The sequence below is a fragment of the Halorientalis persicus genome (assembly GCF_900110215.1).
Taxonomy (GTDB): domain Archaea; phylum Halobacteriota; class Halobacteria; order Halobacteriales; family Haloarculaceae; genus Halorientalis; species Halorientalis persica.
Map to the genome: position 1 here is coordinate 93,114 of NZ_FOCX01000012.1, position 22,546 is coordinate 115,659.

Here is a 22,546-nt window from a genome sequence, read left to right on the forward strand (position 1 = left end):
ACGAGCCGAACTACGACACGTCGGTCGTCGTTTCCGCCTGTGGACGGAACTCGAACCGCGTGCCCGCGCTGGCACCGTGTCTCTCGGTGCCCCCGGTCGACGTGGCTGTGCCGTCGGTTACCGCGGTCGTGCTCCCGACCTCGCTGTCGACCAGTGACACCGCCCAGCCGTGGGCCTCGGCGATCTCTCTGACGATGGTGAGACCGAACCCCGTTCCGTCCGTCTCCGTCGTGAACCCGGACTCGAACACGGCCTCGCGATCGGACTCGGGGATGCCCGGCCCGTCGTCTTCGACGTAGAAGCCGGTACCGCCGTCCGCTCGCTGGGTCCCGCCCGCGTCGCTCCCGGAGCTTCCCGCCGAGAGCGGGCCGACGGTGACGGACACGTCTGGGCCGCCGTGCTCGACGGCGTCCTCCTGAGCCTGTGAAGGAGGGCTCGTAGAGCCATGCTCTACGGCGTCACCAGAACGCTCCGAGTTCTGGTTGCCTGTCGAGCCGTGCTCGACAGCGTTGCGAAAGAGGTTCTCCAACAGTCGGCGCAGGCGGTCGGGGTCGGCCTCGACGGCGGCGTCGTCGGCGACCGTGAGCGTCGCCGGGCCGGTCCGGACCGTCGCCCAGGCCTCGTCGGCGACGGTCGCCAGCGAGACGGGTTCGGTCTCCCCGACGGTCCGACCCTGTCGGGCGAGCTCCAGCACGTCGTCGATGATCGTTTCCATGCGATCGTGGGCGGTCTCGACCCGGTCGAAGGCGTCCTCGTCGCCGGTCCGGCGGGCCTCGTCCAGGTAGCCCTCGGCGATCTGGAGGGGGTTCCGGAGGTCGTGGGAGACGACGTTCGCGAAGTCGTCGAGTCGCTCGTTCTGCCGTTCGAGCTCCCGTTCGCGGCGCTTCCGGTCCGTGATGTCCCGGGAGTTGATGACGACGCCCCTGACGACGGCGTTCTCGAGCAGATTCCGCGCGATCCCCTCGAGGACGCGCCACTCGCCGTCGGCGTCGGCGATCCGGAACTCGAAGCGGACGGTCGCCCCGGGCTCGTCGACCAGCGACGAGAACCGCTCGCGAATCTGTTGTCGGTCGTCGGGGTGGATGTACTCGGCGACACGACGGCCGGCGATGGCATCCGGGTCGATCCCCAGTACCGTCTCGTGGGACGGGCTGGCGTAGGTGACCGTCCAGTCCTCGTCGAGGACGGCGATCACGTCCGTCGAGTGCTCGATGAGTTCCTGATAGCGTTTCTCGACCTGCCGGCGCTCGGTCACGTCCCGCAGGAGGACCAGACTGCCCAGTCCCTCGCCGGTCTTCGACAGCGCCGAGCGGTTGGCCGCCAGGTAGCGGCGCTCGCCGGCCACCTCGACCGACAGTTCCAGCCCGGTCGGGTCGTCGCCGTCGAGTAACGGTTCGATCTCGGGGAGGACGGTCCGCACGTCGGCCCCGATCACGGTCTCGTCGGCTTCCAGCAGCCACTGGGCAGATGGGTTCAGGTCCACGATCCGCTCGTCGTCGCCGAGGACGACGTACCCCTCGCGCATACTCTCGACGACGCGCGTCCGGGCGATGGGCTCCAGGTCGAGCAACTGGTAGCGTTTGATCGCGTAGATGAACGCGGCGACGGAGAACGTAAAGCCGATGGGCGAGAGCTCGACCGAGGCGTGGGGCCCCAGCCCGAGGACGACCCACAGGCTCACGACGATGGGTGCGGCGGCCGCGACGATCAACGCCGCCATCTGGCTCCGGTAGAGCGTCGGCGACGTGCGCATAAAACGGCCGAGCAAGGCGACGCCGAGCAGTGCGACGCCGAACGCGACGCTCACGAACAGGTAGTACGCGACCGTCTTCTCGTAGGTCAGCGAACTGAACGAGCCGTGATCGACGACGGTCGGTGTCGCCCACATGAGTTGGTGGATGTCGTTGGTGAGCGCGAGGATCGTCCCGACGCCGAGGACGAGGGTGATGGACCCGACCACGGGCACCGACAGCAGGTCGTCGTGGTCGGTGTAACTGGCGGTGAACACGAACCAGCCGATCACGACGATGGGGGTCCCGACGTAGGTCCACTGCTCGGCGACGACCATCACCGAAAACGAGGTGGCCGACACCTGCACCAGGGCGGCACCCGCCCACACGAGCGTCCCGAGACTGACGACGGCGAGCGAGCCCACGCCCGTGTCCCAGCCCCGGCGGCGCGCGTCGAACAGCAGGTACCCGCCGAACACGAGACTGCACAGTACCGTCACTGCGAACGGGATCGTGTACGGCGTGAATTCCCAGACCATCTTCGGTGCCAGCGACCGCCGCTGAATACCCTCACTTTCGCCTGCGCAAGCATCAACTTCGTGTTCCGTTTCCGAACCTGATAATCAGGGATGTCGGTGACGGGGGCCGGAAAACTCGAACCAGTATCAATCGGACGAGACACTCGTCGGGTTCGTGCCGTGGTCGCGGACGGCCCGGAACCGGTCGCCGGCCGCGTCGGCGGCGTCGATGGCGTCGGCGATCCGATCCGAGAGCCACTCGTCGGTCGCGTAGCGGTCGTACACGGGTAGGCGCTCCCGCAGGGGGACGCCTGCGTGGTCGGCGACCGCTTCGAGTTCGTCCAGCCCGGGCCACTCGTAGTCGGGGTTGACGTGATCGACCGTGACCGGTGACACCCCGCCGAGGTCGTCGATCCCGCAGTCGACCACCTCGCGGGCGGGCGCGAGGTTCGGCGGCACCTGGACGCTCACGGACTCGGGCAGGCAGTGCCGGGCCATGGCGACCGCACGGCGGAGCGTGTCGACGGTCGGTGAGCCGCCGCGCCACCGCTCGTTGTCGACGACTGGCTGGACGATCACCTCCTGAATATGGCCGTGGCGCTCGTCGAGTTCGCGGATCGCCAGCAGTGACTCGGCCCGGTCCGCCCAGTCCTCGCCGATCCCGACGAGGATGCCCGTCGTGAAGGGCACGTCGAGTTCGCCCGCCGTCTCGATGGTGTGGAGCCGCTGGCCCGGGTTCTTCGCGCGCGGTCCGCCGTGGGCCTGTACCTCCGCGGTGGTCTCCAGCATGACTCCCATCGAGGCGTTCAGGTCTGCGACCTCGGCCATCTGCTCGCGGGTCTGGTCGCCGGGATTGGCGTGGGGGAGCAAGCCTTCCTCGAGGGCGATCTCGCAGGCCTCCCGCAGGTACGTGTGGATCGAGTCGTGGCCCCACTCCGCCAGCTGGTCGTGAATCTCGTCGTACCGGTCGTCGGGGTCGTCACCGAAGGTAAAGAGCGCCTCCGTACAGCCGGCGTCGGCCCCGCGCCGGACCGTCTCCCGGATCTCGCTGGGGCTCATGAGAGTGGCCTGCCCCGGCGGATCGTAGTAGGTGCAGTACGTGCAGGTGTACCGGCAGGCCGTCGTCAGCGGGACGAACACGTTCCGACAGAAGGAGAGTTCCGCGGCCGGGTTCACGTCTGCGGGCCTCACGTCGAGCAGTCGCTCGATGTCCTCGTCGGCGACGGTCATGTCGATGCCGTACTCGTCGGTCCCCGGAATCACAGGCTTCGGTCCGAGCGCGCCGCCCTTCACTCTTGTGCGCGCGTCACGGTCGCGCGCCCGTCCGCGGTCGTGACCTCGAAGCCGGCCTCGACCAGCCACTCGCGGGCCCGTCCCTCGCCGTGGAGCAGTACCTCCACCAGATCGGCCGGTTCGTCCACGTCGGTCGCGAGACGGAAGCTGTCGATTTCGGTCACGTCCGCGCCGACGGCGCGGGCCGCCTCGCGGTGGTCGCGGATCGACGCGCCGTGGTAGTCCGTCCGGAACTGCGGGTGGCCGGCCACGACGGCGTTGGTCCCGCCGCCACGGCCGGGGGCCAGCACCACGTCGCCGTCGGCGTCGAACAGTCGCCCGAGCGCGGCCGGCGTCGCCAGCGCGAGATCGGCCATGACGATCCCCACGCGCTCGGCGTCGCTGTCGAACGCCGCTTCCAGCGCGGCGTTCACGGCCTCGGTCAGCGGTCGGTCGTCGACCCGGACGGGCGCGTCCACCTCGACGGCGCCCGTCGCGAGGACCGTGGGATCGTGGCCACTCTCGCGAATCGAGTCGAGTACGTCCGCACACGCCGTGCGAGCAAACGCCGCCCGTTCGGCAGAAGTGAGTGTCCCCGCGAGCCGGGTTTTCGGCTCGTCGATAGCCAGGGGGACGAGAACGTCCATCAGCGCAGCTTGTCGTAGTCGTCCTGCTGGTTACGCCAGTACCAGACGCCGCCGCCGATCAGCGCGATGGCGACGATGGCGACCGCACCGAAGAGCATGAGCTGACTCGTCTGCTGGGACGAGGTGGCTTTCTGTTCGGCCTCGTTGGCCAGATCGATCGCGTTCTCGAAGTTCCCGCTGTTGTACGAGGAGATCGCGTTGTCGATGGTGCTCTCCACGCCGTCCGGGTTGCCGGCGGAGTCACTGGCCGCGACGGCGGCGTCGATGGCCTCCCGGGCGCTCTTGCTCTGGTTGGTGTAGACGTGGACGGAGTAGGTCTCCAGGGTCTGGGTGTTGTCGCCGGACGTGCTCGTGACCTCGACGAAGGTCACGTTCTCGGCCGACGGGTTGCTGTAGTTGTACTCGGGGACCGCGGGAACTTCACCGCGGATCTGAATCCGAAGTTCGTCGCCCGAGGGGTCGCTGGAGACGTCCTGACTGATCGACTGGCCGCCGAGGTCGCTCCACTGCTCGACGCGCGAGCCCTGATCGTACTCCTCGAGCTGCCAGCTGACGTTTCGCAACTCAGTCTCCGCACCGACGGTCCACTGGCTGTTCTCCGTAAACGCATCGTCAACCGTGATCGTGGTGTTGATCTCGGTCCCTGCCTGTGCCTCACGGGCCGGGTCGTCGGCGGTCACGGTCAGCGCTGTGGCTGTCCCGATGGCCCCGAGGAGGACCACGAACAGTGCGACTGCGATCGTACCCCTAGAAGAGCGGATCCAGTTCATCATCGTCATCCTCGACCAACTCGTCTAAATTCGCTTTGCTTTCCTGCCGGATCTCGTCGATGTTGTCCTGTGCTTCGATGGCCACCTGCTGGAGCTCCTTGATCCGGGGCACGTTGTGGACGCCCGACAGCAGGATGACGCTCGCGACGTAGCCCGAGTCGGGGACCGGGTAGTCGCCACCGCGGACCTCCATGCTCCCGGTCTGCTCTTCGAGCCACTTCCGGCCGCGCTCGATGCCTTTCCGGTTGAGGTGTTTCGGCGGGCCGCTCAACACGAGCAGTGCCCGCTCGGCCCCGTCGATCTCACAGGGGAGGGTCAACCGTCCCAGCGCCGCCTTGCGGACGAGGCTGGTGATGCGGTTGGTGGTGTTTGCGGTGTCCATGCCGTCGTCGGAGTCGTCGCCCTTGAACCGCGAGAGCAACCCGCCGCCGCCCTTCTCGGGTTCGACTTCCTCGGCGGCGTAGCCGACCGTCGAGACACCACCGCCCGCGAGTGTGTTGATGATCTCGCTGGAGTCGACGACGCTCTCTGCGACCGCACCGCCCTGTTCGACCTCGCCGGCACCGAAGAGGATGCCGAAGCGCTTGACGATCTCGTCGTTGATCTCGTCGTAGCCACCCTGGACGGACTCCCCGGATTTCCGCCAGGCGTCGTTGTCGAACACCAGCAGGTTGTCGACCTCCCGGACGAACGTCTGGAAGGATCGGGCGGCGTTGAGCGTGTAGATCCCACCCTCGTCGCCGCCGGGCAGGACGCCCATGCCGTACACCGGCTCGGTGTAGATGCGTTTGAGATGTTTCGCCAGGACGGGGGAGCCCCCCGACCCGGTCCCGCCGCCGAGCCCGGCGACGATGAGGAAGGCGTCGACTTCGTGAACCGGGATGTTGTCGATGGCACCCTGGACCTCGTCGATGTCTTCCTCCGCGATCTCGGCGCCGAGTTCGTTGTCGGCGCCGACACCGTGTCCTTTCACCCGGGCCTGCCCGATCAACACCCGGTTGTCTTCCGGTACGCGCTCCAGTCCAAGTAGGTCGGCTTTAGCGGTATTGACGGCGACCGCGGAGCGGACGATCCCGCTCCCGGTTCGCTCGTCGTACTCCAGGAACTTGTCGACGATTTTCCCGCCCGCCTGGCCGAAACCGATCATCGCGAGTTTCATGACTCGTCTCCGTGTGGAAGGAAACAGTCACATTATGGCTATAAGTTTTACCCCCAAATATCAGCAAATAGAATGCCGAGTTCAACAGACAACCGCCTGAAAGCAGTCCGGTTAATCGGGGCTTAGCGCCCCGAAAAATGGGTGCTTACGCCCTCGTGCCGAGGTATTCCGAGAGGGTCGTCATCTCTGCGGGGTCGACACCGAAGGCCCCGACGTCGTTGTCGCTGGTCGTGTTGTCGAACTTCAGCGACCGGTACTGATCGCCCCCCATCGGGAACCCGGGGATCGACCCCGCGACCTTGAGGCCGACGCCGGCCAGCCCCATCGGGACAGGGAGGATCACGCTGCCCCGGACCATCTTCGCGATCTCCCGGAGCGAGAGAACTTCGGGGCCGCCGACCTCGTAGGTCTCGCCCACGTGATCGTCCGCTTCGACCGCATCGGCGAGCATCGGCACGAGATCTCCAACCCAGATCGGCTGGAAGTTGGTCTTCTTGCCGCCCCCGGGGAGCGGCGCGAGGCCGGGCGGCGTGAGCTTCTTGGTGAACGAGACGAACTCCCCGCCCTCGCCGAACACCACGGAGGGACGGAAGATCACCCAGTCGAGTGCCGAGGCGGTGACGATATCCTCGGCCTGTCCTTTCGCCTGGATATAGGCCGTCGGCCCGTCCGGATCGGCACCCAGCGCGCTCATGTGAACGAGCCGGTCCACGCCGTGTTCCTCGGCCGCCTGGACGACGTGGCGTGTGCCCTCCGTGTGAATCTCGAAGTGTTTCTCGTTGCCACCCTTGGGCTTGAACAGCGGGGAGAGCGCGACCAGGTACACCACCGCGTCCATGCCCTCGAAAGCCCCTTCGATGGAGTCGTAGGCCGTCACGTCGCCCGAGACCGTATCGACGCCGGCCGGGAGCGGTTCACTCTCCGGGGCGCGCGACAGGACCGTCACGTCGTGGCCGCGGTCGTTTAACTCCCCGCTCAGGTTCGTCCCGATGAAACCACTGCCGCCGACGACGAGAACGTTCATACGAGTTACTCTTCGTTTTATAAATGGTTAAAACTACCGTGCGACTAGTCAGGTATCGGCCGTCGGTCGGTCGCCTCGGCGTTTTCAGGGGACGAGAACCGTCCGCAGGTATATGCGGTTTGCCGACAGATTTCGGGTATGACACTGGTCGTTCCGTTCGACGGGTCGCCGCTGGCCGAGGCCGCGCTGGTCCGGGCGACGGAGTTCGGAATCGTCTTCGAGGAGGACGTGCTGGCGGTCAGCGTAATCCCGAAGGGGAACGCCGAGTACGCGCGCGAACACGACTGGATCGAGGCCAACGAGGATCCGGAGCTAAAGGCCATCGTCTCGCGACTCCATCGACAGGTGACCGACCTGTGCCCGACGGCCAACTTCCGCCACCGCGTCGTCGACAAACGCGCCCCGTCGGGCGAGATCGCCAAACGTCTTCGAAAGGTGGCCGAACACGAGGACGCCTCGATGGTGTTCATCGGCAGCGAGAACGCGGGCCATCTGGTCACCTCGCTCTCCAGCGTCGGCAGTAGCGTCGCCGCCGAGGAGTCCTACGACGTGGTGATCGTCAGGGATCGCAGTCCCGCCAAGATCGCGAAGCTGAAAGACGCCTCTCCACACCGCAAGGGCAAGTCCGATTTCTATCTGCCCGATTGACCGGGAACGGCCGATTTACAAGGCCCGCCCGTCCAGGGCTGGTATGCTCGTCACGCTGGAGGGGATCGACGGCAGCGGCAAGACCACCGTCTGGGAAGGCCTGCACGAGGAACTCGACGGGCCGGTCACCTTCACGCGCGAGCCGACCGATTCCTGGTACGGCGAGGCCGTCGCCCGATCCATCGGGGACGACGATGCCGACCCGCTCGCGGAACTGTTCCTCTACACCGCCGACCACGCCGACCACCTCTCGCGGGTCGTCCGGCCCGCGCTGGCGGGCGGCGATCTGGTAATCTCCGACCGCTACTCGGATTCGCGGTACGCCTATCAGGGTGCGACCCTCGACGGGACCATCGACGACCCGATGGCCTACGTCCAGCGCGTTCACGACCCCTTCACGCGCGCGCCCGATCTGACGCTCTACTTCAACGTGGACCCCGAGACGGGTGCCGAGCGCAGCGGCGCGACCAACAAGTTCGAGGCCGCCGACTATCTGGCCCGCGTGCAGGACAACTACGAACGGTTGATCGAGGCCGACCCCGACCGGTTCGTCCGGATCGATGCCACCCGGGCACCCGAGGCCGTCCTCGCGACCGCCGTCGAGGAGATCGAGCGCCGGCGCTAGGTCCGCTGGCGGCGGTTGTCCGGGACGGTCACGTCGTCGGGGGCCGGCATCCAGAAGAAGTCGAAGGCGATGCCGACGGCGAGGGGGACCAACACCGTGAGCGCCAGCACGGTGGTCGCGCTCCCGAGGTTCGGCCCCAGCACCGTCCCGAGCAGGATCGTCGTCCCCACCAGCGGGACCGGCGTGAGGACGACAGCGTAGAGGGCACTCCCCCATTGCGTGTTCAGCCGGACGCGGAAAAAGCGGGTCGCCAGCGCCGCGATGGCGGTGTTGAGTCCCACGATGACCAGCAACCCGGCGATGTCGACGGCCGAGACCATACCCCACGTACGGACCGGGACGCCTTGGGGGTGTCGGAACCGACGTGTTCGATTCCGCCTAGGGGGCGCTCCCGCCGTGGCTGGCGACCCAGCGCGAGGCAGTCCGCGGCCGACACGGCGGCGCATGACGGGCCGCCCGGCGTTCACTGCAGGCCGACTACTCCAGGCAAATATAGGTTCGCGTGTCCGCGACCCCGTCGAGGTCGCGTACGTCCGTCGCGACCGAGTGCATCACGTCGTAGACCTCCTCGCCCTGGGCCTCGATGATGATGTCGTACTTTCCGGCGACGATGTGTGCCTCGGTGACTCCCGAGAGCGACCGCGCCGCGTCCAGGAGTGCCTCCGATTTGCCCGCCGCCGTCTTCACCATGATGTAGGCCCGGACCATGGTCCTTGCTACTTTACCACACATGAAAAGTGTTTATCCGGACGCGTCGCCGCCCCGTCCTCGGATCGACGGGTCGCCGGGATAGCTTTAAGCCGTCCCGTGGCAGAATGTAGCACATGAGATTCGTTATCGTGGGTGCCGGTCGCGTCGGGCTCCGGACCGCTCGCGTCTTGCAGGAGAGCGGCCACGAGGTCGTCGTCGTCGAGCGCGACCCGGCCTCGGTCGACCGCGCCCGCAAGGAAGGGTTCGACGTGATCGAGGGGGACGGTTCGACCGAGGAAGTCCTCGCGAAGGCCGACCTCGCGACTGCGGACGCGCTGGGTGCGCTCTCGGGCGATCTGAACGACAACTTCATCGCCTGCATGATCGCCAAACACCACGGCTGTCGCACCGTCTTGCGCATCGACGAGGACTACCGCGAGGATATCTACCGGAAGTACGCCTCCGAGGTCGACGAAGTGATCTACCCCGAACGGCTGGGTGCCATCGCCGCCAAGAACGCCCTGCTGGGTGGATCGATCCGGGCCGTCGCCGACATCGCCCGCAACCTCCAGATGGTGGAGTTGACCGTCACCGCCGACTCGCCGATGCACGGCTACACCCTCAGCGAACTCGAACTGCCCGCCAAATCCCGCCTCCTGGCCTTCGGCAAGCAGGACGAAGTCTACGGCCTCCCCGACGCCGACGCCTCGCTGGAGGCCGGTGACCACCTGGTCGTCCTCGCCGACTTTGGCGTCCTCGACGACGTGCGTCGCATCGTCGTCGGCGACAACCAGGGCCGCGCCGCGGCCGCCGGAGGTGTCTGACCATGGTGGTCGCCTACGTCATGGCCAAGGCCCACACAGGTGACGCCGACCGCATCAAAAGCGACATCGACGCCGTCGACGGCGTCGTCGAGTCCTCCATCGTCGCCGGCGACGTAGACTTCATCGCCAAAGTCGAGGTCGATTCCCCTGCCGCCGTCAAGGACGTGGCCGCCTCCGGCATCCAGGAGATCGACGGCGTCGAGTCCACGCAGACCTATATCGCGATGGACTAACTCCCACTTTTTACGTCGGGGGGTTCGCCAGCGGCGAACCCCCCATCGCAAAAACGTGGGGAAAAACTGCCGCGAGTCGCGCCTCCGAGAGACCGTCGGTCTCTCGTGCTCCCACTCGCTACGCTCGTGGGAACTGCGGCCCGCTCGCGGTTGCCATGCTTGTGCAACCGCGGCCGCACAGCCACCGCCACCGCTACCGCGACCGCACCGCAACCGCTCCGGTACGCACTTGTTCCTCCCAGCCGACACCTCTCCCATGGCCCGGTCCCTGACCCGTCTCGATTCGATCAGCGGTGGACTGGCCCTGCTCACTGCGCTGGTCGGTCTCGCCGTCTACCCCCACCTCCCCGCCGAGATGGCGATCCACTTCTCGGCGTCGGGACAGCCCGACAACTTCGCCCCGAAACCCGTCGCGGTGGCGGCCGTGCCGGTCGTGATGGTCCTCACCCACTTCGTGATAAGAGGGGCAGCCCGGATCGATCCGCCGGAGGACCCCCGAACGATGACGGGAATCACGGTCGCGACGATGCTCCTGCTTGCCGCGGTTCAGGGACTCGTCCTCGCGTGGAATCTCGGCCACGCTGTCCCGTTCGACCTCGTGCTGGTCGGTATCCTGGTGTGGAGTGTGCTGGTGGTCGGTTACGCCATCGTCCGCGAATACGGACGCGGCGTCTGACTCCCGCTCACAGTGGTGTGCCGCCGCGGGTCCCGTCACCGCCCTGACTCGCCGCCTTGCCCAGCAGGTCCGCGACGACACCCTCGTACTCGTAGCCCGGGACGACGCCCTCGACGTAGGTCCCTTCGACGTATTCGGCGAAGGCCTTCGCCACGTCCGGCGCGCGGTCGGCGTTCCCGAACTCGAACGCGAACGTCGCGACCGCCTCGTCGCCGTCTTCGGCGAGCGTTACATCGTCGAGAGCCACGTCAGCCCGCGTCACCGATGGCGCGTCTTCCAGCCGACGCTCGAAGGTGTCGAACCAGCCGTCCTCCACGGCCTCGCCCACGTCGCCGTCGACGGCCGAAGACAGCATCGGCGTCCGGACCACGAGCCAGTAGGACAGCGCCCAGCCGTCGGTCTCCTCGGCCGTTACGTGCCCATCGAACCGCGTCGTCGTCACGCGGAAGCCGTCGCCGTCACGCTCGAAAGCGTCGTGCCCCTCGAACGCCCGCTCGGCCCGCTCCGGAATCGCGTCGGTCATTGCAGGCTCGTAGGTGAGCGGACGGGAAAAGTTCGGTGTGTCCGCCGCGCCACACCCCGTGGCGCGGCCTCATGCGAGGGAGGGGACTTGAACAACGTCCAGACGGTCGCTCCCCTCGGTCGAGAGTGCGACTGGCCTCGTTCAAATCCACTCGACGATTCCGTCGCGGCGCGAATTGCGCCGCGGCTCCATGCGAGGGAGGGGATTTGAACCCCTGGACCCCTACGGGAGCGGATCTTAAGTCCGCCGCCGTTTCCAGGCTTGGCTACCCTCGCACACTCGCCCCTCCATCCGTGAGGGGTTTGTCGGTTTCGGTCCGTGACAGCCCTGCTCGCACGCAGCGGGACGCCGGGACACGACCGACTTCTCGGAACCGCTCGGGGGCGAAAACCCAGACCGCTGACTACCAGTCGACGCTGAGCGTCCCGTCGCCCTCGGGATCGGGCGCGATCTCCTCGTTCGTCCGGCGGTCGACGACGTGGATGATTCCCTCGTCCTTTTTCGCCGGACAGGCCTCCGCGGCCGCGATGTTGTGCTCGAGATCCGCCTCGCCGAAGAAGTAGGTCTCGGGGTTCGCGATGCCCGTCGAGATGTCCAGATTCCAGTTGTCCGAGTACTCGGCGCACTTGCCCGCGCCGAAGCACTTGTTCGCCTCGAAGATGATCTTGTACGGCTTTTCCTCGACCGGCGGCGCGTCCTGCTCGCCGATCTCGCTGGGGTCCACCGGTCCGTCCGCGTCGCTCATATCACCGGCTTGGTCCCGGCCGGTCTTTCCGTTGTCGCTTTCGGTCCGGCAGAAACACTCGGCAGACGTGAACGGACGGCGGGGTTACCGGTGGATCGTGACGTCCTCGATCTCGACGGGGTCGTGGGGCTTGTCCTGGCCGTCGGTCGGCACGTTGCCGATCTCCTCGACCACGTCCATCCCGTCGGTGACCTCGCCGAAGACGGCGTGTTTGCCGTCCAGGTGGGGCTGGGCGTCCAGTGTGATGAAGAACTGCGAGCCGTTCGTGTCGGGGCCGCTGTTGGCCATCGAGAGCTTACCGGGGCCGTCGTGTGTCAGTTCGTCGTGGAACTCGTCGTCGAACTGGTAGCCGGGACCGCCGCGGCCGGTCCCCGTCGGGTCCCCGCCCTGGATCATGAAGTCCTCGATGATCCGGTGGAAGGTGACGCCCTCGTACAGCGAGTCGCCGCGGATCTCGCCGGTCTCGGGGTCCTCCCACGTCGTCGTCTCGACGGCGGGCTCGTCGTCGGCCGCTGGGTCGTGTTCCGCGAGGGTGACGAAGTTCTCGACGGTCTTGGGCGCGCGCTCGTCGAACAGATCGATCTCGATGTCGCCGTGGTTCGTGGACAGCGTCACTGCAAGGTCACTCATGACTCTCACTCCGCGCGGTCGGGAGAAAAGTCTGGTGTTAGTCCCGACCGACGGTCGCGGTCACGCCCGCCTCGTCGAAGGTGAGTTCGACCAGCCCGAACGGCGTCCCACCTCGGACCTTCGTGACCGCCAGACAGGTCTTGACCGACCGGTCGACCACGTCCATCCGCACGTCCCACACCTGATCGGCCCGCGCGAGCGTCATGTCCCGCCGCAGGACCGAGGGCGTGTTCTCGTGGCAGTGAAAGAGGCCGACGCTGTCGGTCATCCGCAGCGCCCGCTTTGCGGTGTCCAGAAACTCCCGATACCGGGTCCGGTCGCCCTGTTCGAGTTCCGTCGTCGGATCGAGGACGACCAGCGACCCCGCGTCCAGCCCACCGAGAAACTCCTCGGGCGCGCCCAGCACGTCGTCGCCGTCGACACTGCGAACGTCCACGTCCAGCGCGGCCTTCCCGACGGGGGCCGCCGTCGTCAGCGCGTCGGCGACCTCCTCGGCCGGCCGGAGCGTCGAGAGATAGCGCGTCGCGTTCGCGGCCGCCATCGCGTACAGGAGCGGCTCGCTCTGTGCCCGCGGCAGCGCCGATACCGCGACGAGACTTCCCGCCGGCACGCCCCCGCCGAGCCCGCTGTCGAGCAGATCCACGCCCGTCGAGAGCCGCCCGCTCGGCGTCCTATCGTCACTCATGGCCCGACCCATGCGATTGGGACCGATAAGCCTGCCGCCCCACCTTTTTTCTGCGTCGGGTTGCGCGCCGACGGCGCGCAACCACTCCTTGAAAAACGTGGTCTCCGTGAGCCGAATGCGAACGGAGGCTCGAAAGACGCTCCGCGTCTTTCGGTGGCGAAAAAGGCGCGAGCGCGACGATGCCGCGCTCGCGAAGAACCGCGGCGCAACGCGCCGCGGATGCTCGTCGGACCGCCGCCACCGCCACCGCACCCGCACCGCTACCGCACCCGCACTGCATTCCCTCCGAACCCGTTCGACTCAGACAGTGCCTGTTTTACGTGCCTGCCCGCAACGCTCCCGATATGAGCAACCGAGAGGCCGACGCGTCCGGACCGACGGGCTGGCTGACGCCGGAGAAGGCCATCATCACCGTCTGTGCCGCCATCGCACTCCCAGTCGTCTATTTCCTGACCGAGCGACTGGGAACGGTGACCTATCCCGCGATCTTCCCGACGCTGGCCATCGTCTTCATGCCCCCCTTCGTCTACCGGGCCTACTGGCCGAGAACCTACGACCTCGCTCGCGCCGCCGGCTGGGGCCTCGCCGCCGGCATCGCCGTCGCCGCACAGTTTCTCGCCATCATCCTCCTCGCCGCACCGTCTCTGGGCGGCGACGGTGCCGTCCTGCTGGCCTTCGGGGTCGTCGTCCCCATCGACTACGCCGTCGCCCGGTTCGTGATCGGGGGCTGACGACGCGGGTCAGAACGCCCGGAGGTCGTCCAGTACGTCGGCGGCGTCGCCGCTCTCGATGGTCTCACGGGCGATTTCGAGTCCCTCTTCGAGGTCGTCCACGTCCTCGCGGGCGTACATCCGCAGGGCGGCGTTGACCGCCACCGCGTCGGCGAACTGGTCGTCGCGGTCGCCCGCGAGCACCGCCTCGGTGATCGCGGCCGACTCGCTCGCGATGTCATCGACCTCCAGATCCTCGCCGCTGAAGTCCATGCCGTAGTTCGCGGTCTCGATCTCGAAGTCCTCGAGTTCCTCCCCATCGGACCATTCGGCGACGACGGTCGAGCCGGGTCGGATGTCGTCGTACCCCTCCTGGCCCTGGAACATGAGCACGCGGGACACGTCCTGGGCCTGGACTTCCTGGAACGTGCCGACGATCTTCTCGGCGAAGGCGAGGTGGTAGAAACTGCCAAGATGCACGTCGGCGTCGGCGGGGTTGGCCAGCGTCTCGATGGTGTTGACGAAGCTCCGCACGCCCATCATGTCCCGACGTTCCCAGAGGTCGTCGACCCCCGGATTGAACGCGGGCTGGTAGTAGTAGCCGAAGCCGACCTCGTCGACCATCTCGGCGCTCTCCTCGGGATCGAGTTCGGTGCGGACGCCCAGTTCGTCGAGGACGTGCTTGTACGCGTCGAGTTTCTGGGTCGGCACCCGGTCGCCGGAGTGGACGACGACGGGGGTCCCGGCCGCGGCGGCGACGGCACCCGCGGCGACGCCGAGGATGGCCGTGGAGTGTTTGCCGTCGTAGTTGGCCCCGCAGTCGACGGGGTCGGCGTCGGGGGCGGCCACTTCGACGGACTCCTCGCGCATCACGTCGGTGTAGGCGGCCAGTTCCTCGGGGCTGTTGCGCTTCCAGCGGTTGGCCAGCCAGAACGCACCCAGCGTCGTGGGGTCGGGCTCGCCGGCGAGGATCCGCTGGAACGCCTCCCGGGCCTGGTCGCGGTCCATGTCCTCGGCGGACTTGTGGCCGGACCCGACGACCTCGGTCATCAACCGTTTGAGCGGCCATTCGCCGAACTGCTGGCTCGCTTGTGCCATAGCCGACACTCGGCACGCCAGGGCGAAATAGTTCACGAAGCCGTCGCTGCCGATCCGTTCGAGAATCCCGTCCCGAACTGTGCGATCAGGGTGCCGATCCCGCTTACTCGCCGGCCGCGCGCTTCTCGATCATCCCGAGGCCGATCCACGTGATGACGGGCTCGTCGTCCTGATTGTAGCCGGTCAGGCGGCTGTCGACCTCGCCGACGCCAGGCCGGTCGCCCTCGCGTTTCTCGACGACCTCGTACTCGATGGAGAGTTCGTCGCCTGGCCGGACCGGCTTGATCCAGCGGAGTTCGTCCACGCCGCGGGCCCCCTGTGAGGCCCAACCGGCCTGCTCCATGGTCTCGACCAGCAGGCGCATACAGATGGCGGCGGTGTGCCAGCCGCTGGCCGCGAGACCGCCGAACATCGTGTCTTCGGCGGCCTCGGGATCGGTGTGGAACTCCTGGGGGTCGTACTGCTCGGCGAATTCGAGGATCTCGTCCTCGGTGACCTCGTAGCTGCCGTGTGCCTCCGTGTCGCCGACGTCGATATCCTCGTAGTATGTGGGCATTGTCGAGGCCAGTAGTGCCGGTGACTTAGCGGTTTCGCGCCGGGAAGCGACACCGTTACACCGTACAGGTCCTAACACGAGCCAATGAGTCTCCAGTCGAGTGACTGGCGGACGGAACTGGACGACGTGGACGCGGCCCTCGTCGACGGATACCAGAGCGGCTTTCCGGTGGCGGAACGCCCCTTCGAGATCGTCGGCGACGACCTCGGTGTCGATGCCGCCGACGCGCTGGCCCGCGTCCGGGACCTCCGCGAGGCCGGCGTCTTCCGCCGGTTCGGGGCCGTCCTCAACCCGCCGGTGATCGGCTCGTCGACGCTGGCGGCCGTCTCGGCCCCCGCCGACCGCTTCGACGAGGTGGCCGAGGTGATCAACGACCATCGGCAGGTCAACCACAACTACCGCCGGGAACACGAGTGGAATATGTGGTTCGTGGTCACCGCCGGGTCCCGGGACAAACGCGACGCCATCATCGACGACATCGAGGCCCGGACCGGGCTGGAGGTCCTCGTCCTCCCGATGCTGACCGACTACTACATCGATCTGGAGTTTCCCGTGGTGAACGGCGATCGGTTCGCTCGTGAGTCGATCAGCGAGACCGACGCCTCGGCGACCCGGATCAGTGAGGACGCCGCGGCGAACCTCTCGGCGCTGGACCGGCGACTCCTGCTGGAAATTCAGGACGGGTTCCCGCTCTCGGAGACGCCCTACCGGGACGTGGCGGCGGCCGTCGACGCGGACGTCGCCGACGTGACGGCCAGCATCGAGGGACTGCGCGAGGACGGCTGTATCAAACGCATCGGCTGTGTCGTCAACCACGTCACGACGGGGTTCGACAACAACTGCATGGTCGTCTGGGACGTACCGGACGAGAACCTCGATTCCTGGGGGGAGACCGTCGGCGCGCTCCCGTACGTCACGCTCTGTTATCACCGCCCGCGCCGGCCGGAGCAGGACTGGCCCTACAACCTCTTCACGATGATCCACGGCCGCGAGGCCGAGGCCGTCGACGCCAAGATCGACGAACTCGCCGACGAGTACCTCCCCGTCGAGCACGAACGGCTCTACTCCACCGAGACCCTGAAACAGACGGGCGCGCGGTACGACGACATCGTCGGGGAGTAGGAAACTGGGGAGTCAGCGATGGGTACGCCACGATAAGTGACAACCTAGTGAACTATCCTCCGGGCCGAAACGCCCGGAAGTCTTATCCTTCTGTTAGCGTGTATTGGCTAGCGATTGGATGAGTTCAGGTGACCTCCCCACCGTGCTGGTGGTGGACGACGAGCCGGACGTGGCCGATGCCTACGCCGCCCAGCTGAAACAGGAGTACCACGTCAGGACGGCCTACAGCGGTGAGGAGGCACTGTCAGCGCTCGGCCCGGACGTCGACATCGTTCTGCTCGATCGGCGGATGCCGGACGTGTCGGGCGACGACGTCCTCGAAGAGATCCGTGACCGCGGGCTCGACTGCCGCGTCGCGATGGTGACGGCGGTCGACCCGGACTTCGATATCATCGAGATGCCGTTCGACGACTACGTGATCAAACCGGTCTCCCGGGAGGACCTGTTCGACACCATCGAGCGCCTGCTGGTCTGTGCCGAGTACGAGGAGAAACTCCAGCGGTACTACTCGCTGACCTCGAAGTACGCGACGTTGCTGGCCAACAAGAGCAACACGGAACTGGAAAACAGCGACGAGTTCCACGATCTCCGTGACGAGCGCGATCGTGTCCGGGACGAGCTCGAAGACACCGTCGCCCGCTTCGACGACGAGGCCTTCGCCGCCGTGTTCCGCGAGCTCCACGACGGATCGCGACCCGTCACCGAAGAGTAACACGGTCGAATCAGCCGTTTTCGGCTATCTTGTCCGTTACTGCACTCGATAATCGGCTGTGGCGCAGTGCTTCCCTTTCGTTTGCGGGTTGGTTTCCAGGTTCGGGTCTGGTTTTCACTTCTGAACACCGGGCGGAAACTTTTTTGCTACCGTTCACCACTTCCTACAGTGAGTGGATAGGTTTGGGCGAAACAACAGTCCTCATCGTCGACGACGAGTCCGCCGTTACGGACGTGTACGCGGCTCACCTACAGGATGAGTACGACGTCCGGACGGCGTACAGTGGATCGGAGGCGCTCGAGGAACTCGACGACGATGTCGACGCCGTGTTGCTCGACCGCAGAATGCCGGGGATGTCGGGGGACGAAGTCCTCGAACACATCCGCGAGGAGGGGTACGACTGCCGTGTCGCGATGGTGACGGCGGTCGACCCGGACTTCGATATCCTCGATATGGGCTTCGACGAGTACGTCGTCAAACCCGTCTCGCGGGACGACCTCTACGACACGGTCGAACAGCTCCTGACGTACTCGACGTACGACGACACGTTCCAGGAGTACTTCTCGCTGGTCTCGAAGCGGGCGGCGCTGGAAACCTCGAAGAGCCGATCCGCACTCGAAACCAACGAGGAGTATCAGGAGTTGACCGACGAGATCGAAGAACTCGAAGCCAACCTCGACGACGCAGTCGGTGATCTCGAAGAAGACGAGTTCGGCGCGCTGTTCCGGATGCCGGAACCCGATCTCGACTCGATGGATTCGCCGTCACAGCCGTAGCGTGGCCCACACATGGCCTGGCAATACACACCCTTCGCACTCCTCTATACAGGTGTCGCCGTAGTCGTTGCCGGGCTGGGCGCGTGGGTGTACCACAACCGGATGTCGGCCGGGTCGGGACCGCTGACCGGTCTGCTCGCCGCGACCTCGTTCTGGACGCTCTGTGCGGGACTGGAACTGGCTCGGACCGACGCCTTCGGTCAGCGACTGTTCGGGAACGCGACGTATCTCGCCATCGCGACGCTTCCGGTCGTCTTTCTGTACTTCGCGGAGTCGTACTCGGGTCACGAGACGCCACTGACCCGGTACGGGCTGGGGCCGCTGTTTATCGTCCCTGCCATCACGCAACTGTTCATCTGGACCAACCCGCTCCACCACCTCATGTGGCAGCGGTCACAGCTGTTTCAGGCCGGTGCCGTCCCGACGCCGTCGATGCTGACCGGCGGGTGGTTCGTCGTCCACACGCTCTACTCCTACGCCCTGCTGGTGGTCGGATCGTATCTCCTCGTGCGGATGCTCGTCGTCTCGGAGAACGTCTACCGGGGCCAGGCCGTGGCCATCCTCGTCGGGACGTTCACCCCATGGGTCGCCAACGCGCTCTATCTCGGGAACGTCGTCTCGTTTCCTTTCGATCCGACGCCGGCCGCTTTCTCGGTCACTGCGGCGGCGTTCGTGCTCGCCATCTACCGGCATCGGCTGCTGGAGATGGTGCCGGTCGCCCGCGAGGTCGCCCGGGACGAACTGATGGATAATCTCGTCGAGGCTGTGTTCGTCCTCGACGACGACCGACGGATCATCGACTACAACCAGCGTGCGGCCCGCATCGTCGACGACGGCGACGCGTCGCTGGTCGGTCGGCCGGTCGCGGAGGCGTGTCCGGAGCTAGAGGCGGTGATCGCGGAGGCCGCCGACGCAGATTCGGGGACCCAGGCCGTCAGCACGGAACTGGCGCTCCGACGCGACGGGAAGCTCCGGTACTACGACGTGCAGGTGACGGCACTGCGACGGGCCGGCGGGCTGCTGACGGGCCACCTCGTTTCCCTCCGGGACGTGACCGACCAGCGCCAGCGCGAACAGCGGCTGAACGTCCTCAACCGCGCGCTCCGGCACGACCTGCGTAACGAGGCCAACGTCGTGCTGGGCTACGCGGAACTGGGCAAACAGAACAACCCCGAGGCAGAGTGGGTCGATGCCATCGAGAGCCACATCTCGGGGCTGATCGACCTGAGTGAGAAGGCCCGCCAGCTCGAACAGGCGCTGGACAGCGACCACGTCGACACGCACCGACTCGACGCCGTCGACGTGATCGAGACCGTCGTCGCCGAGTACGAGGCCGATCGGCCGGACGTGAGTATCGAGACCGACCTGCCCGAGACCGCCCACGTCTCGGCCATCGAGTTCTTCGCCGACGCCGTTGGCAACGCGGTCGAGAACGCCATCGAGCACAACGACAACCCGGAGCCGCTCATCGAGGTCGCCGTCTCCGCCTGGGTCGAAGACGACGAAGTGGCCATCGAGATCCTCGACAACGGACCGGGCATCCACGAAGAAGAACGCGCCGTCCTGTTGCGCGGCCGGGAGACCCAGCTCCAGCACATTAGCGGCCTCGGGCTGTGGATTATCAACTGGATCGTCACCGAGTCCGGCGGCACCGTCCAGTTCCAGGAGAACGACCCGCGGGGTTCTATCGTGACGATCCGGTTGCCGATGGCCGAGGGCGAACCGGACGAACAGGAAGCCGGCGAGGCCGTTTCCAACGAGGTAGCGGAGAGTGACGTCGACGCCGAGGATGCCGAGCCCGCAGTCGAGTCGCGGGCCCAGGATGCACACAGCTGACGGCGTGGGAGCCGTCAGTCGTCGCCCAGCACGCGGTCGGCGATGGGCTGGCTCCCTTCAGTGGGCGTCTCGGCGGCCGACTGGTTGCGGAGTTTCGCCACCACGTCGTAGCCGAAGATGGCGGTGCCGAGGATGATCAGCGTGTCACCCGGCATCCGCGCCCAGAACAGCGCCTGGACGATGGGTTGCTCGTAGAAGGCCAGACTCCGGCCGGCGTCGTACCCCGCGGTGAAGACCGTCTCCAGCTGAAGGAAGCCGACGGGGAGAACGGAGACGAACACCATCAGCGCCAGCCCGACGTTCCACAGCCAGAACGACCAGCGGAGGCGGCGTTCGGACCACGCGCCGGACCGGGTGGTGATCCGGAGCATATAGACGGCCATGCCGATGGCGAGAAAGCCGAACGCGCCGAACATCGCGGCGTGGGCGTGGCCGACGGTGAGGTAGGTCCCGTGCTCGTAGTAGTTGATCAGCGGGAGGTTGATGAAGAATCCGAGGACGCCGGCCCCGACGAAGTTCCACACGCCGCTGGCGATGATGAACATGAACGGCAGCGTGTAGGGGAAGCCCTCGCCGGACTGGACCATCACCCGGTACTGGCCCAGGGCCTCGTAGAGGATGAGCACGAGCGGGATGAGCTCCAGCGTCGAGAAGGCACTCCCGATGGGCACCCAGATGTCGGGCTGCCCGACCCACCAGTAGTGGTGGGAGACGCCGATGACACCCGTTCCCATCACGAACAGCGCCTGGAGCATGACCGCCTTCTCGGCGCTTTTCTTCTGCAACAGGTTCATGCTCACCAGGACGAGGCCGACGATGGCGACGATGAAGAACTCGAAGGCCCCTTCGACCCACATATGGACGACCCACCAGCGCCAGAACTCCGTGACGACGATGTTGGTCTGGGGGGTGTACAGGAACCCTGCACAGAACAGCAGGGCGATGGAGCCGCCGGCGTAGAGGATCATGTGCGCCAGCCCGAACCGCTGTTCGCGCTGCAACAGTGGGCGGAAGCCACGCCAGACCAGCACGGCCCAGATCAGGAAGCCGGCCAGCAGACCGACCTGCCAGAGCCGCCCGACTTCGAGGTATTCGAGCCCCTCGTTGCCGAGGATCCACCAGAGTGCGCCGTCGATGTACCCCTGTGCGCCGAGCCAGATGCCCACGAGGCCGCCGACGACGACCACGACGAGCGCGACCAGCAGGCCGTTGACGTACCGGGCCTGGTTCGTCGGTTCGTAGCCGGTCAGCAGGGCCGGCAGGAAGACGCCGGCACCGAGCCACAGCGTCGCGATCCAGAGGATCCCCAGGTCGATGTGCCAGGTCTTGGCCAGGGCGAAGGGGAGCCACTGGAGGATCTCGAAGCCGAAGCGCTCACCCAGCCCGAAGAAGGCGTCGCGCTCGATGTAGAAGTGGGCCAGTAACCCGCCAAGCAACACCTGTGCCAGGAACAGCAGGGCACCGATGGCGACGAAGCGGGTCGCGGCGATCTGGCTGGGGAGGATCGTCACGTCGTCGGGGTCGGGGATCGAGACGCCCGCCGAGTCGGGTTCGTCGAGTTCGATAGCCCGGTAGAGCCAGATGCCCGCGCCGGCACCGGCGACGAGCAACACCATGGCGACGACGCTCCAGGTCATCGCGCTGGCGGGTGGCTGGTTGCCCGCACCAGGGGCGAACGGCCACTCGTTGGTGAAGGAGTTCTCACCGCCCGGGCGGTCGGTGTGTGAGACCCAGGCGGTCCACATGGCGAAGTCGGCGAACTGTCTGGCGCGTTCTTCGGAGTCGATCATGTCCGCGGGGACACCGCGGTGGCTCTCACCCTCGTGGTACCGCCGGACGTACTCCTCGCGGACCTGCTGGTGGGCGTACAGTTCGGCCGCGGAGTACTGGACCACGTCGCCGGCCTCGCTCCCGCCGAGTTCCGACTGCACCGTGGCGTTGACGGCTGCCCGGTCGCCAGCCGAGAGGTTCGTGTAGGACGCGTTGTGTTCCGCCCGGGCGTAGTACTCGCGCATATGCCGGACCTTTAGATCGAGCGCGTCGGCGGTGTAGTCGGGGCCGTAGTACGCGCCGTTGCCCAGTATCGACCCGTGGTTCATCAGCCCGTCCGACTGGAAGACGGTCTTGCCCGCCTGGACCTGGTCTTTCGTCGTGATCTCCTCGCCGTCGGGACCGACGACTTCCTGCGGGATGGGCGGCGCGTTGGTGGTGGAGTACCACGCGCCCGCGCCCATGACGACGAGGTTGAACACGAAGGCGGCGACCAGTGCCATCGCGAGATGCTTTCGCGTCACTTGCATACAGACGGTGGTCTCCCCCGCGGAGGGATGAAGGGTC

At 66.6% G+C, this 22,546-nt stretch carries 25 protein-coding genes and 1 tRNA gene; 10 read left to right on the forward strand and 16 right to left on the reverse strand.

Features of this window, described 5'->3' with window-relative positions:
* Positions 1-10: 10 nt before the first annotated feature.
* The 6 genes from BMX17_RS13875 to BMX17_RS13900 form a co-directional block, all read right to left on the reverse strand.
* Positions 11-2,269: a histidine kinase N-terminal 7TM domain-containing protein gene (locus BMX17_RS13875; RefSeq protein WP_092661054.1), complete on the reverse strand. Its 2,259-nt coding sequence runs from the start codon at positions 2,267-2,269 to the stop codon at positions 11-13.
* Positions 2,270-2,395: 126 nt separating this feature from the next.
* Positions 2,396-3,511, reverse strand: coding sequence for a 7,8-didemethyl-8-hydroxy-5-deazariboflavin synthase subunit CofG (cofG, locus tag BMX17_RS13880; RefSeq protein WP_092661056.1), 1,116 nt, complete (start codon positions 3,509-3,511; stop codon positions 2,396-2,398).
* Between the two features lie 26 nt (positions 3,512-3,537).
* Positions 3,538-4,167 carry a 2-phospho-L-lactate guanylyltransferase gene (gene cofC, locus BMX17_RS13885; RefSeq protein WP_092661058.1) on the reverse strand — a complete coding sequence of 210 codons (630 nt, stop codon included), beginning with the start codon at positions 4,165-4,167 and terminating at the stop codon, positions 3,538-3,540.
* Positions 4,167-4,940 (reverse strand): flagellar basal body-associated FliL family protein, encoded by a 774-nt coding sequence (locus BMX17_RS13890; protein ID WP_211611342.1) that lies wholly within the window; start codon positions 4,938-4,940, stop codon positions 4,167-4,169. Before BMX17_RS13890 ends, cofC begins: the two co-directional genes overlap by 1 nt.
* Positions 4,915-6,096 carry a tubulin/FtsZ family protein gene (locus BMX17_RS13895; RefSeq protein ID WP_092661062.1) on the reverse strand — a complete coding sequence of 394 codons (1,182 nt, stop codon included), beginning with the start codon at positions 6,094-6,096 and terminating at the stop codon, positions 4,915-4,917. The genes BMX17_RS13890 and BMX17_RS13895 overlap by 26 nt, the downstream gene beginning before the upstream one ends.
* Before the next feature lie 145 nt (positions 6,097-6,241).
* The gene (locus BMX17_RS13900; protein WP_092661064.1) at positions 6,242-7,120 is read right to left on the reverse strand and encodes a complex I NDUFA9 subunit family protein; all 879 of its coding nucleotides are present in this window, start codon (positions 7,118-7,120) and stop codon (positions 6,242-6,244) included.
* Between the two features lie 138 nt (positions 7,121-7,258).
* Here BMX17_RS13900 and BMX17_RS13905 point away from each other — a divergent pair, with 138 nt between their 5' ends.
* Positions 7,259-7,768, forward strand: coding sequence for a universal stress protein (locus BMX17_RS13905; RefSeq protein ID WP_092661066.1), 510 nt, complete (start codon positions 7,259-7,261; stop codon positions 7,766-7,768).
* A gap of 43 nt (positions 7,769-7,811) precedes the next feature.
* Positions 7,812-8,393, forward strand: a complete 582-nt coding sequence (tmk, locus tag BMX17_RS13910) for a dTMP kinase (protein ID WP_092661068.1) — start codon at positions 7,812-7,814, stop codon at positions 8,391-8,393.
* On the opposite strand, the gene BMX17_RS13915 is transcribed toward tmk, so the two are convergent.
* Together BMX17_RS13915 and BMX17_RS13920 are read right to left on the reverse strand one after the other, a co-directional pair.
* The gene (locus tag BMX17_RS13915; protein ID WP_092661071.1) at positions 8,390-8,713 is read right to left on the reverse strand and encodes a DUF7991 family protein; all 324 of its coding nucleotides are present in this window, start codon (positions 8,711-8,713) and stop codon (positions 8,390-8,392) included. The two genes, tmk and BMX17_RS13915, sit on opposite strands and share 4 nt — an antisense overlap.
* A gap of 157 nt (positions 8,714-8,870) precedes the next feature.
* Entirely contained in the window at positions 8,871-9,101 is a 231-nt protein-coding gene (locus BMX17_RS13920; protein WP_092661073.1) for an Lrp/AsnC ligand binding domain-containing protein, read from the reverse strand.
* Positions 9,102-9,217: 116 nt separating this feature from the next.
* Between BMX17_RS13920 and BMX17_RS13925 the strand changes: the two genes are divergently transcribed.
* From BMX17_RS13925 to BMX17_RS13935, 3 genes are all read left to right on the forward strand, one after another.
* A complete protein-coding gene (locus tag BMX17_RS13925; RefSeq protein ID WP_092661076.1) occupies positions 9,218-9,907 on the forward strand; it encodes a potassium channel family protein in 690 nt (229 codons plus the stop codon).
* Between the two features lie 2 nt (positions 9,908-9,909).
* Positions 9,910-10,140, forward strand: a complete 231-nt coding sequence (locus BMX17_RS13930; RefSeq protein WP_092661078.1) for an Lrp/AsnC family transcriptional regulator — start codon at positions 9,910-9,912, stop codon at positions 10,138-10,140.
* 256 nt (positions 10,141-10,396) lie between these two features.
* Entirely contained in the window at positions 10,397-10,816 is a 420-nt protein-coding gene (locus BMX17_RS13935) for a DUF1648 domain-containing protein (protein ID WP_092661080.1), read from the forward strand.
* A gap of 7 nt (positions 10,817-10,823) precedes the next feature.
* Here the strand turns inward: BMX17_RS13935 and BMX17_RS13940 are convergent, their stop codons facing one another.
* From BMX17_RS13940 to BMX17_RS13960, 5 genes are all read right to left on the reverse strand, one after another.
* A complete protein-coding gene (locus BMX17_RS13940; RefSeq protein WP_092661082.1) occupies positions 10,824-11,339 on the reverse strand; it encodes a DUF5813 family protein in 516 nt (171 codons plus the stop codon).
* Positions 11,340-11,530: 191 nt separating this feature from the next.
* Positions 11,531-11,614: transfer RNA gene (locus BMX17_RS13945), tRNA-Leu, on the reverse strand.
* Between the two features lie 128 nt (positions 11,615-11,742).
* On the reverse strand, positions 11,743-12,084 hold the full coding sequence (locus BMX17_RS13950; protein WP_092661085.1) for a ferredoxin: 342 nt from the start codon (positions 12,082-12,084) through the stop codon (positions 11,743-11,745).
* A gap of 84 nt (positions 12,085-12,168) precedes the next feature.
* A complete protein-coding gene (locus BMX17_RS13955; protein ID WP_092661088.1) occupies positions 12,169-12,714 on the reverse strand; it encodes a peptidylprolyl isomerase in 546 nt (181 codons plus the stop codon).
* 37 nt (positions 12,715-12,751) lie between these two features.
* Complete coding sequence (locus BMX17_RS13960) at positions 12,752-13,399, reverse strand: RAD55 family ATPase (protein ID WP_092661089.1); 648 nt, start codon at positions 13,397-13,399, stop codon at positions 12,752-12,754.
* 344 nt (positions 13,400-13,743) lie between these two features.
* On the opposite strand from BMX17_RS13960, the gene BMX17_RS13965 reads away from it, so the two are divergent.
* The gene (locus BMX17_RS13965) at positions 13,744-14,130 is read left to right on the forward strand and encodes a hypothetical protein (RefSeq protein ID WP_092661091.1); all 387 of its coding nucleotides are present in this window, start codon (positions 13,744-13,746) and stop codon (positions 14,128-14,130) included.
* Between the two features lie 9 nt (positions 14,131-14,139).
* Here the strand turns inward: BMX17_RS13965 and BMX17_RS13970 are convergent, their stop codons facing one another.
* Positions 14,140-15,207 (reverse strand): anthranilate phosphoribosyltransferase, encoded by a 1,068-nt coding sequence (locus tag BMX17_RS13970; RefSeq protein WP_092661093.1) that lies wholly within the window; start codon positions 15,205-15,207, stop codon positions 14,140-14,142.
* Between the two features lie 103 nt (positions 15,208-15,310).
* Positions 15,311-15,763 carry a MaoC family dehydratase gene (locus BMX17_RS13975; RefSeq protein ID WP_092661095.1) on the reverse strand — a complete coding sequence of 151 codons (453 nt, stop codon included), beginning with the start codon at positions 15,761-15,763 and terminating at the stop codon, positions 15,311-15,313.
* 84 nt (positions 15,764-15,847) lie between these two features.
* Between BMX17_RS13975 and ahbB the strand changes: the two genes are divergently transcribed.
* From ahbB to BMX17_RS13995, 4 genes are all read left to right on the forward strand, one after another.
* Positions 15,848-16,885 (forward strand): siroheme decarboxylase subunit beta, encoded by a 1,038-nt coding sequence (ahbB, locus tag BMX17_RS13980; protein WP_092661097.1) that lies wholly within the window; start codon positions 15,848-15,850, stop codon positions 16,883-16,885.
* A gap of 118 nt (positions 16,886-17,003) precedes the next feature.
* On the forward strand, positions 17,004-17,597 hold the full coding sequence (locus BMX17_RS13985; protein ID WP_092661099.1) for a response regulator: 594 nt from the start codon (positions 17,004-17,006) through the stop codon (positions 17,595-17,597).
* A gap of 182 nt (positions 17,598-17,779) precedes the next feature.
* Positions 17,780-18,373 carry a HalX domain-containing protein gene (locus tag BMX17_RS13990; RefSeq protein ID WP_092661101.1) on the forward strand — a complete coding sequence of 198 codons (594 nt, stop codon included), beginning with the start codon at positions 17,780-17,782 and terminating at the stop codon, positions 18,371-18,373.
* Between the two features lie 12 nt (positions 18,374-18,385).
* Complete coding sequence (locus BMX17_RS13995) at positions 18,386-20,209, forward strand: sensor histidine kinase (protein WP_092661103.1); 1,824 nt, start codon at positions 18,386-18,388, stop codon at positions 20,207-20,209.
* Positions 20,210-20,223: 14 nt separating this feature from the next.
* On the opposite strand, the gene BMX17_RS14000 is transcribed toward BMX17_RS13995, so the two are convergent.
* Positions 20,224-22,509 (reverse strand): nitric-oxide reductase large subunit, encoded by a 2,286-nt coding sequence (locus BMX17_RS14000; protein ID WP_092661105.1) that lies wholly within the window; start codon positions 22,507-22,509, stop codon positions 20,224-20,226.
* Positions 22,510-22,546 lie beyond the last annotated feature (37 nt).

Bases quoted from the DNA above. Each gene is read 5' to 3' on its own strand.
- BMX17_RS13875 (WP_092661054.1), bottom strand. From the start codon at position 2,269: ATGGTCTGGGAATTCACGCCGTACACGATCCCGTTCGCAGTGACGGTA.
- cofC (WP_092661058.1), bottom strand. From the start codon at position 4,167: ATGGACGTTCTCGTCCCCCTGGCTATCGACGAGCCGAAAACCCGGCTC.
- BMX17_RS13890 (WP_211611342.1), bottom strand. From the start codon at position 4,940: ATGATGAACTGGATCCGCTCTTCTAGGGGTACGATCGCAGTCGCACTG.
- BMX17_RS13895 (WP_092661062.1), bottom strand. From the start codon at position 6,096: ATGAAACTCGCGATGATCGGTTTCGGCCAGGCGGGCGGGAAAATCGTC.
- BMX17_RS13900 (WP_092661064.1), bottom strand. From the start codon at position 7,120: ATGAACGTTCTCGTCGTCGGCGGCAGTGGTTTCATCGGGACGAACCTG.
- BMX17_RS13905 (WP_092661066.1), top strand. From the start codon at position 7,259: ATGACACTGGTCGTTCCGTTCGACGGGTCGCCGCTGGCCGAGGCCGCG.
- tmk (WP_092661068.1), top strand. From the start codon at position 7,812: ATGCTCGTCACGCTGGAGGGGATCGACGGCAGCGGCAAGACCACCGTC.
- BMX17_RS13915 (WP_092661071.1), bottom strand. From the start codon at position 8,713: ATGGTCTCGGCCGTCGACATCGCCGGGTTGCTGGTCATCGTGGGACTC.
- BMX17_RS13920 (WP_092661073.1), bottom strand. From the start codon at position 9,101: ATGGTCCGGGCCTACATCATGGTGAAGACGGCGGCGGGCAAATCGGAG.
- BMX17_RS13925 (WP_092661076.1), top strand. From the start codon at position 9,218: ATGAGATTCGTTATCGTGGGTGCCGGTCGCGTCGGGCTCCGGACCGCT.
- BMX17_RS13930 (WP_092661078.1), top strand. From the start codon at position 9,910: ATGGTGGTCGCCTACGTCATGGCCAAGGCCCACACAGGTGACGCCGAC.
- BMX17_RS13935 (WP_092661080.1), top strand. From the start codon at position 10,397: ATGGCCCGGTCCCTGACCCGTCTCGATTCGATCAGCGGTGGACTGGCC.
- BMX17_RS13940 (WP_092661082.1), bottom strand. From the start codon at position 11,339: ATGACCGACGCGATTCCGGAGCGGGCCGAGCGGGCGTTCGAGGGGCAC.
- BMX17_RS13950 (WP_092661085.1), bottom strand. From the start codon at position 12,084: ATGAGCGACGCGGACGGACCGGTGGACCCCAGCGAGATCGGCGAGCAG.
- BMX17_RS13955 (WP_092661088.1), bottom strand. From the start codon at position 12,714: ATGAGTGACCTTGCAGTGACGCTGTCCACGAACCACGGCGACATCGAG.
- BMX17_RS13960 (WP_092661089.1), bottom strand. From the start codon at position 13,399: ATGAGTGACGATAGGACGCCGAGCGGGCGGCTCTCGACGGGCGTGGAT.
- BMX17_RS13965 (WP_092661091.1), top strand. From the start codon at position 13,744: ATGAGCAACCGAGAGGCCGACGCGTCCGGACCGACGGGCTGGCTGACG.
- BMX17_RS13970 (WP_092661093.1), bottom strand. From the start codon at position 15,207: ATGGCACAAGCGAGCCAGCAGTTCGGCGAATGGCCGCTCAAACGGTTG.
- BMX17_RS13975 (WP_092661095.1), bottom strand. From the start codon at position 15,763: ATGCCCACATACTACGAGGATATCGACGTCGGCGACACGGAGGCACAC.
- ahbB (WP_092661097.1), top strand. From the start codon at position 15,848: ATGAGTCTCCAGTCGAGTGACTGGCGGACGGAACTGGACGACGTGGAC.
- BMX17_RS13985 (WP_092661099.1), top strand. From the start codon at position 17,004: ATGAGTTCAGGTGACCTCCCCACCGTGCTGGTGGTGGACGACGAGCCG.
- BMX17_RS13995 (WP_092661103.1), top strand. From the start codon at position 18,386: ATGGCCTGGCAATACACACCCTTCGCACTCCTCTATACAGGTGTCGCC.
- BMX17_RS14000 (WP_092661105.1), bottom strand. From the start codon at position 22,509: ATGCAAGTGACGCGAAAGCATCTCGCGATGGCACTGGTCGCCGCCTTC.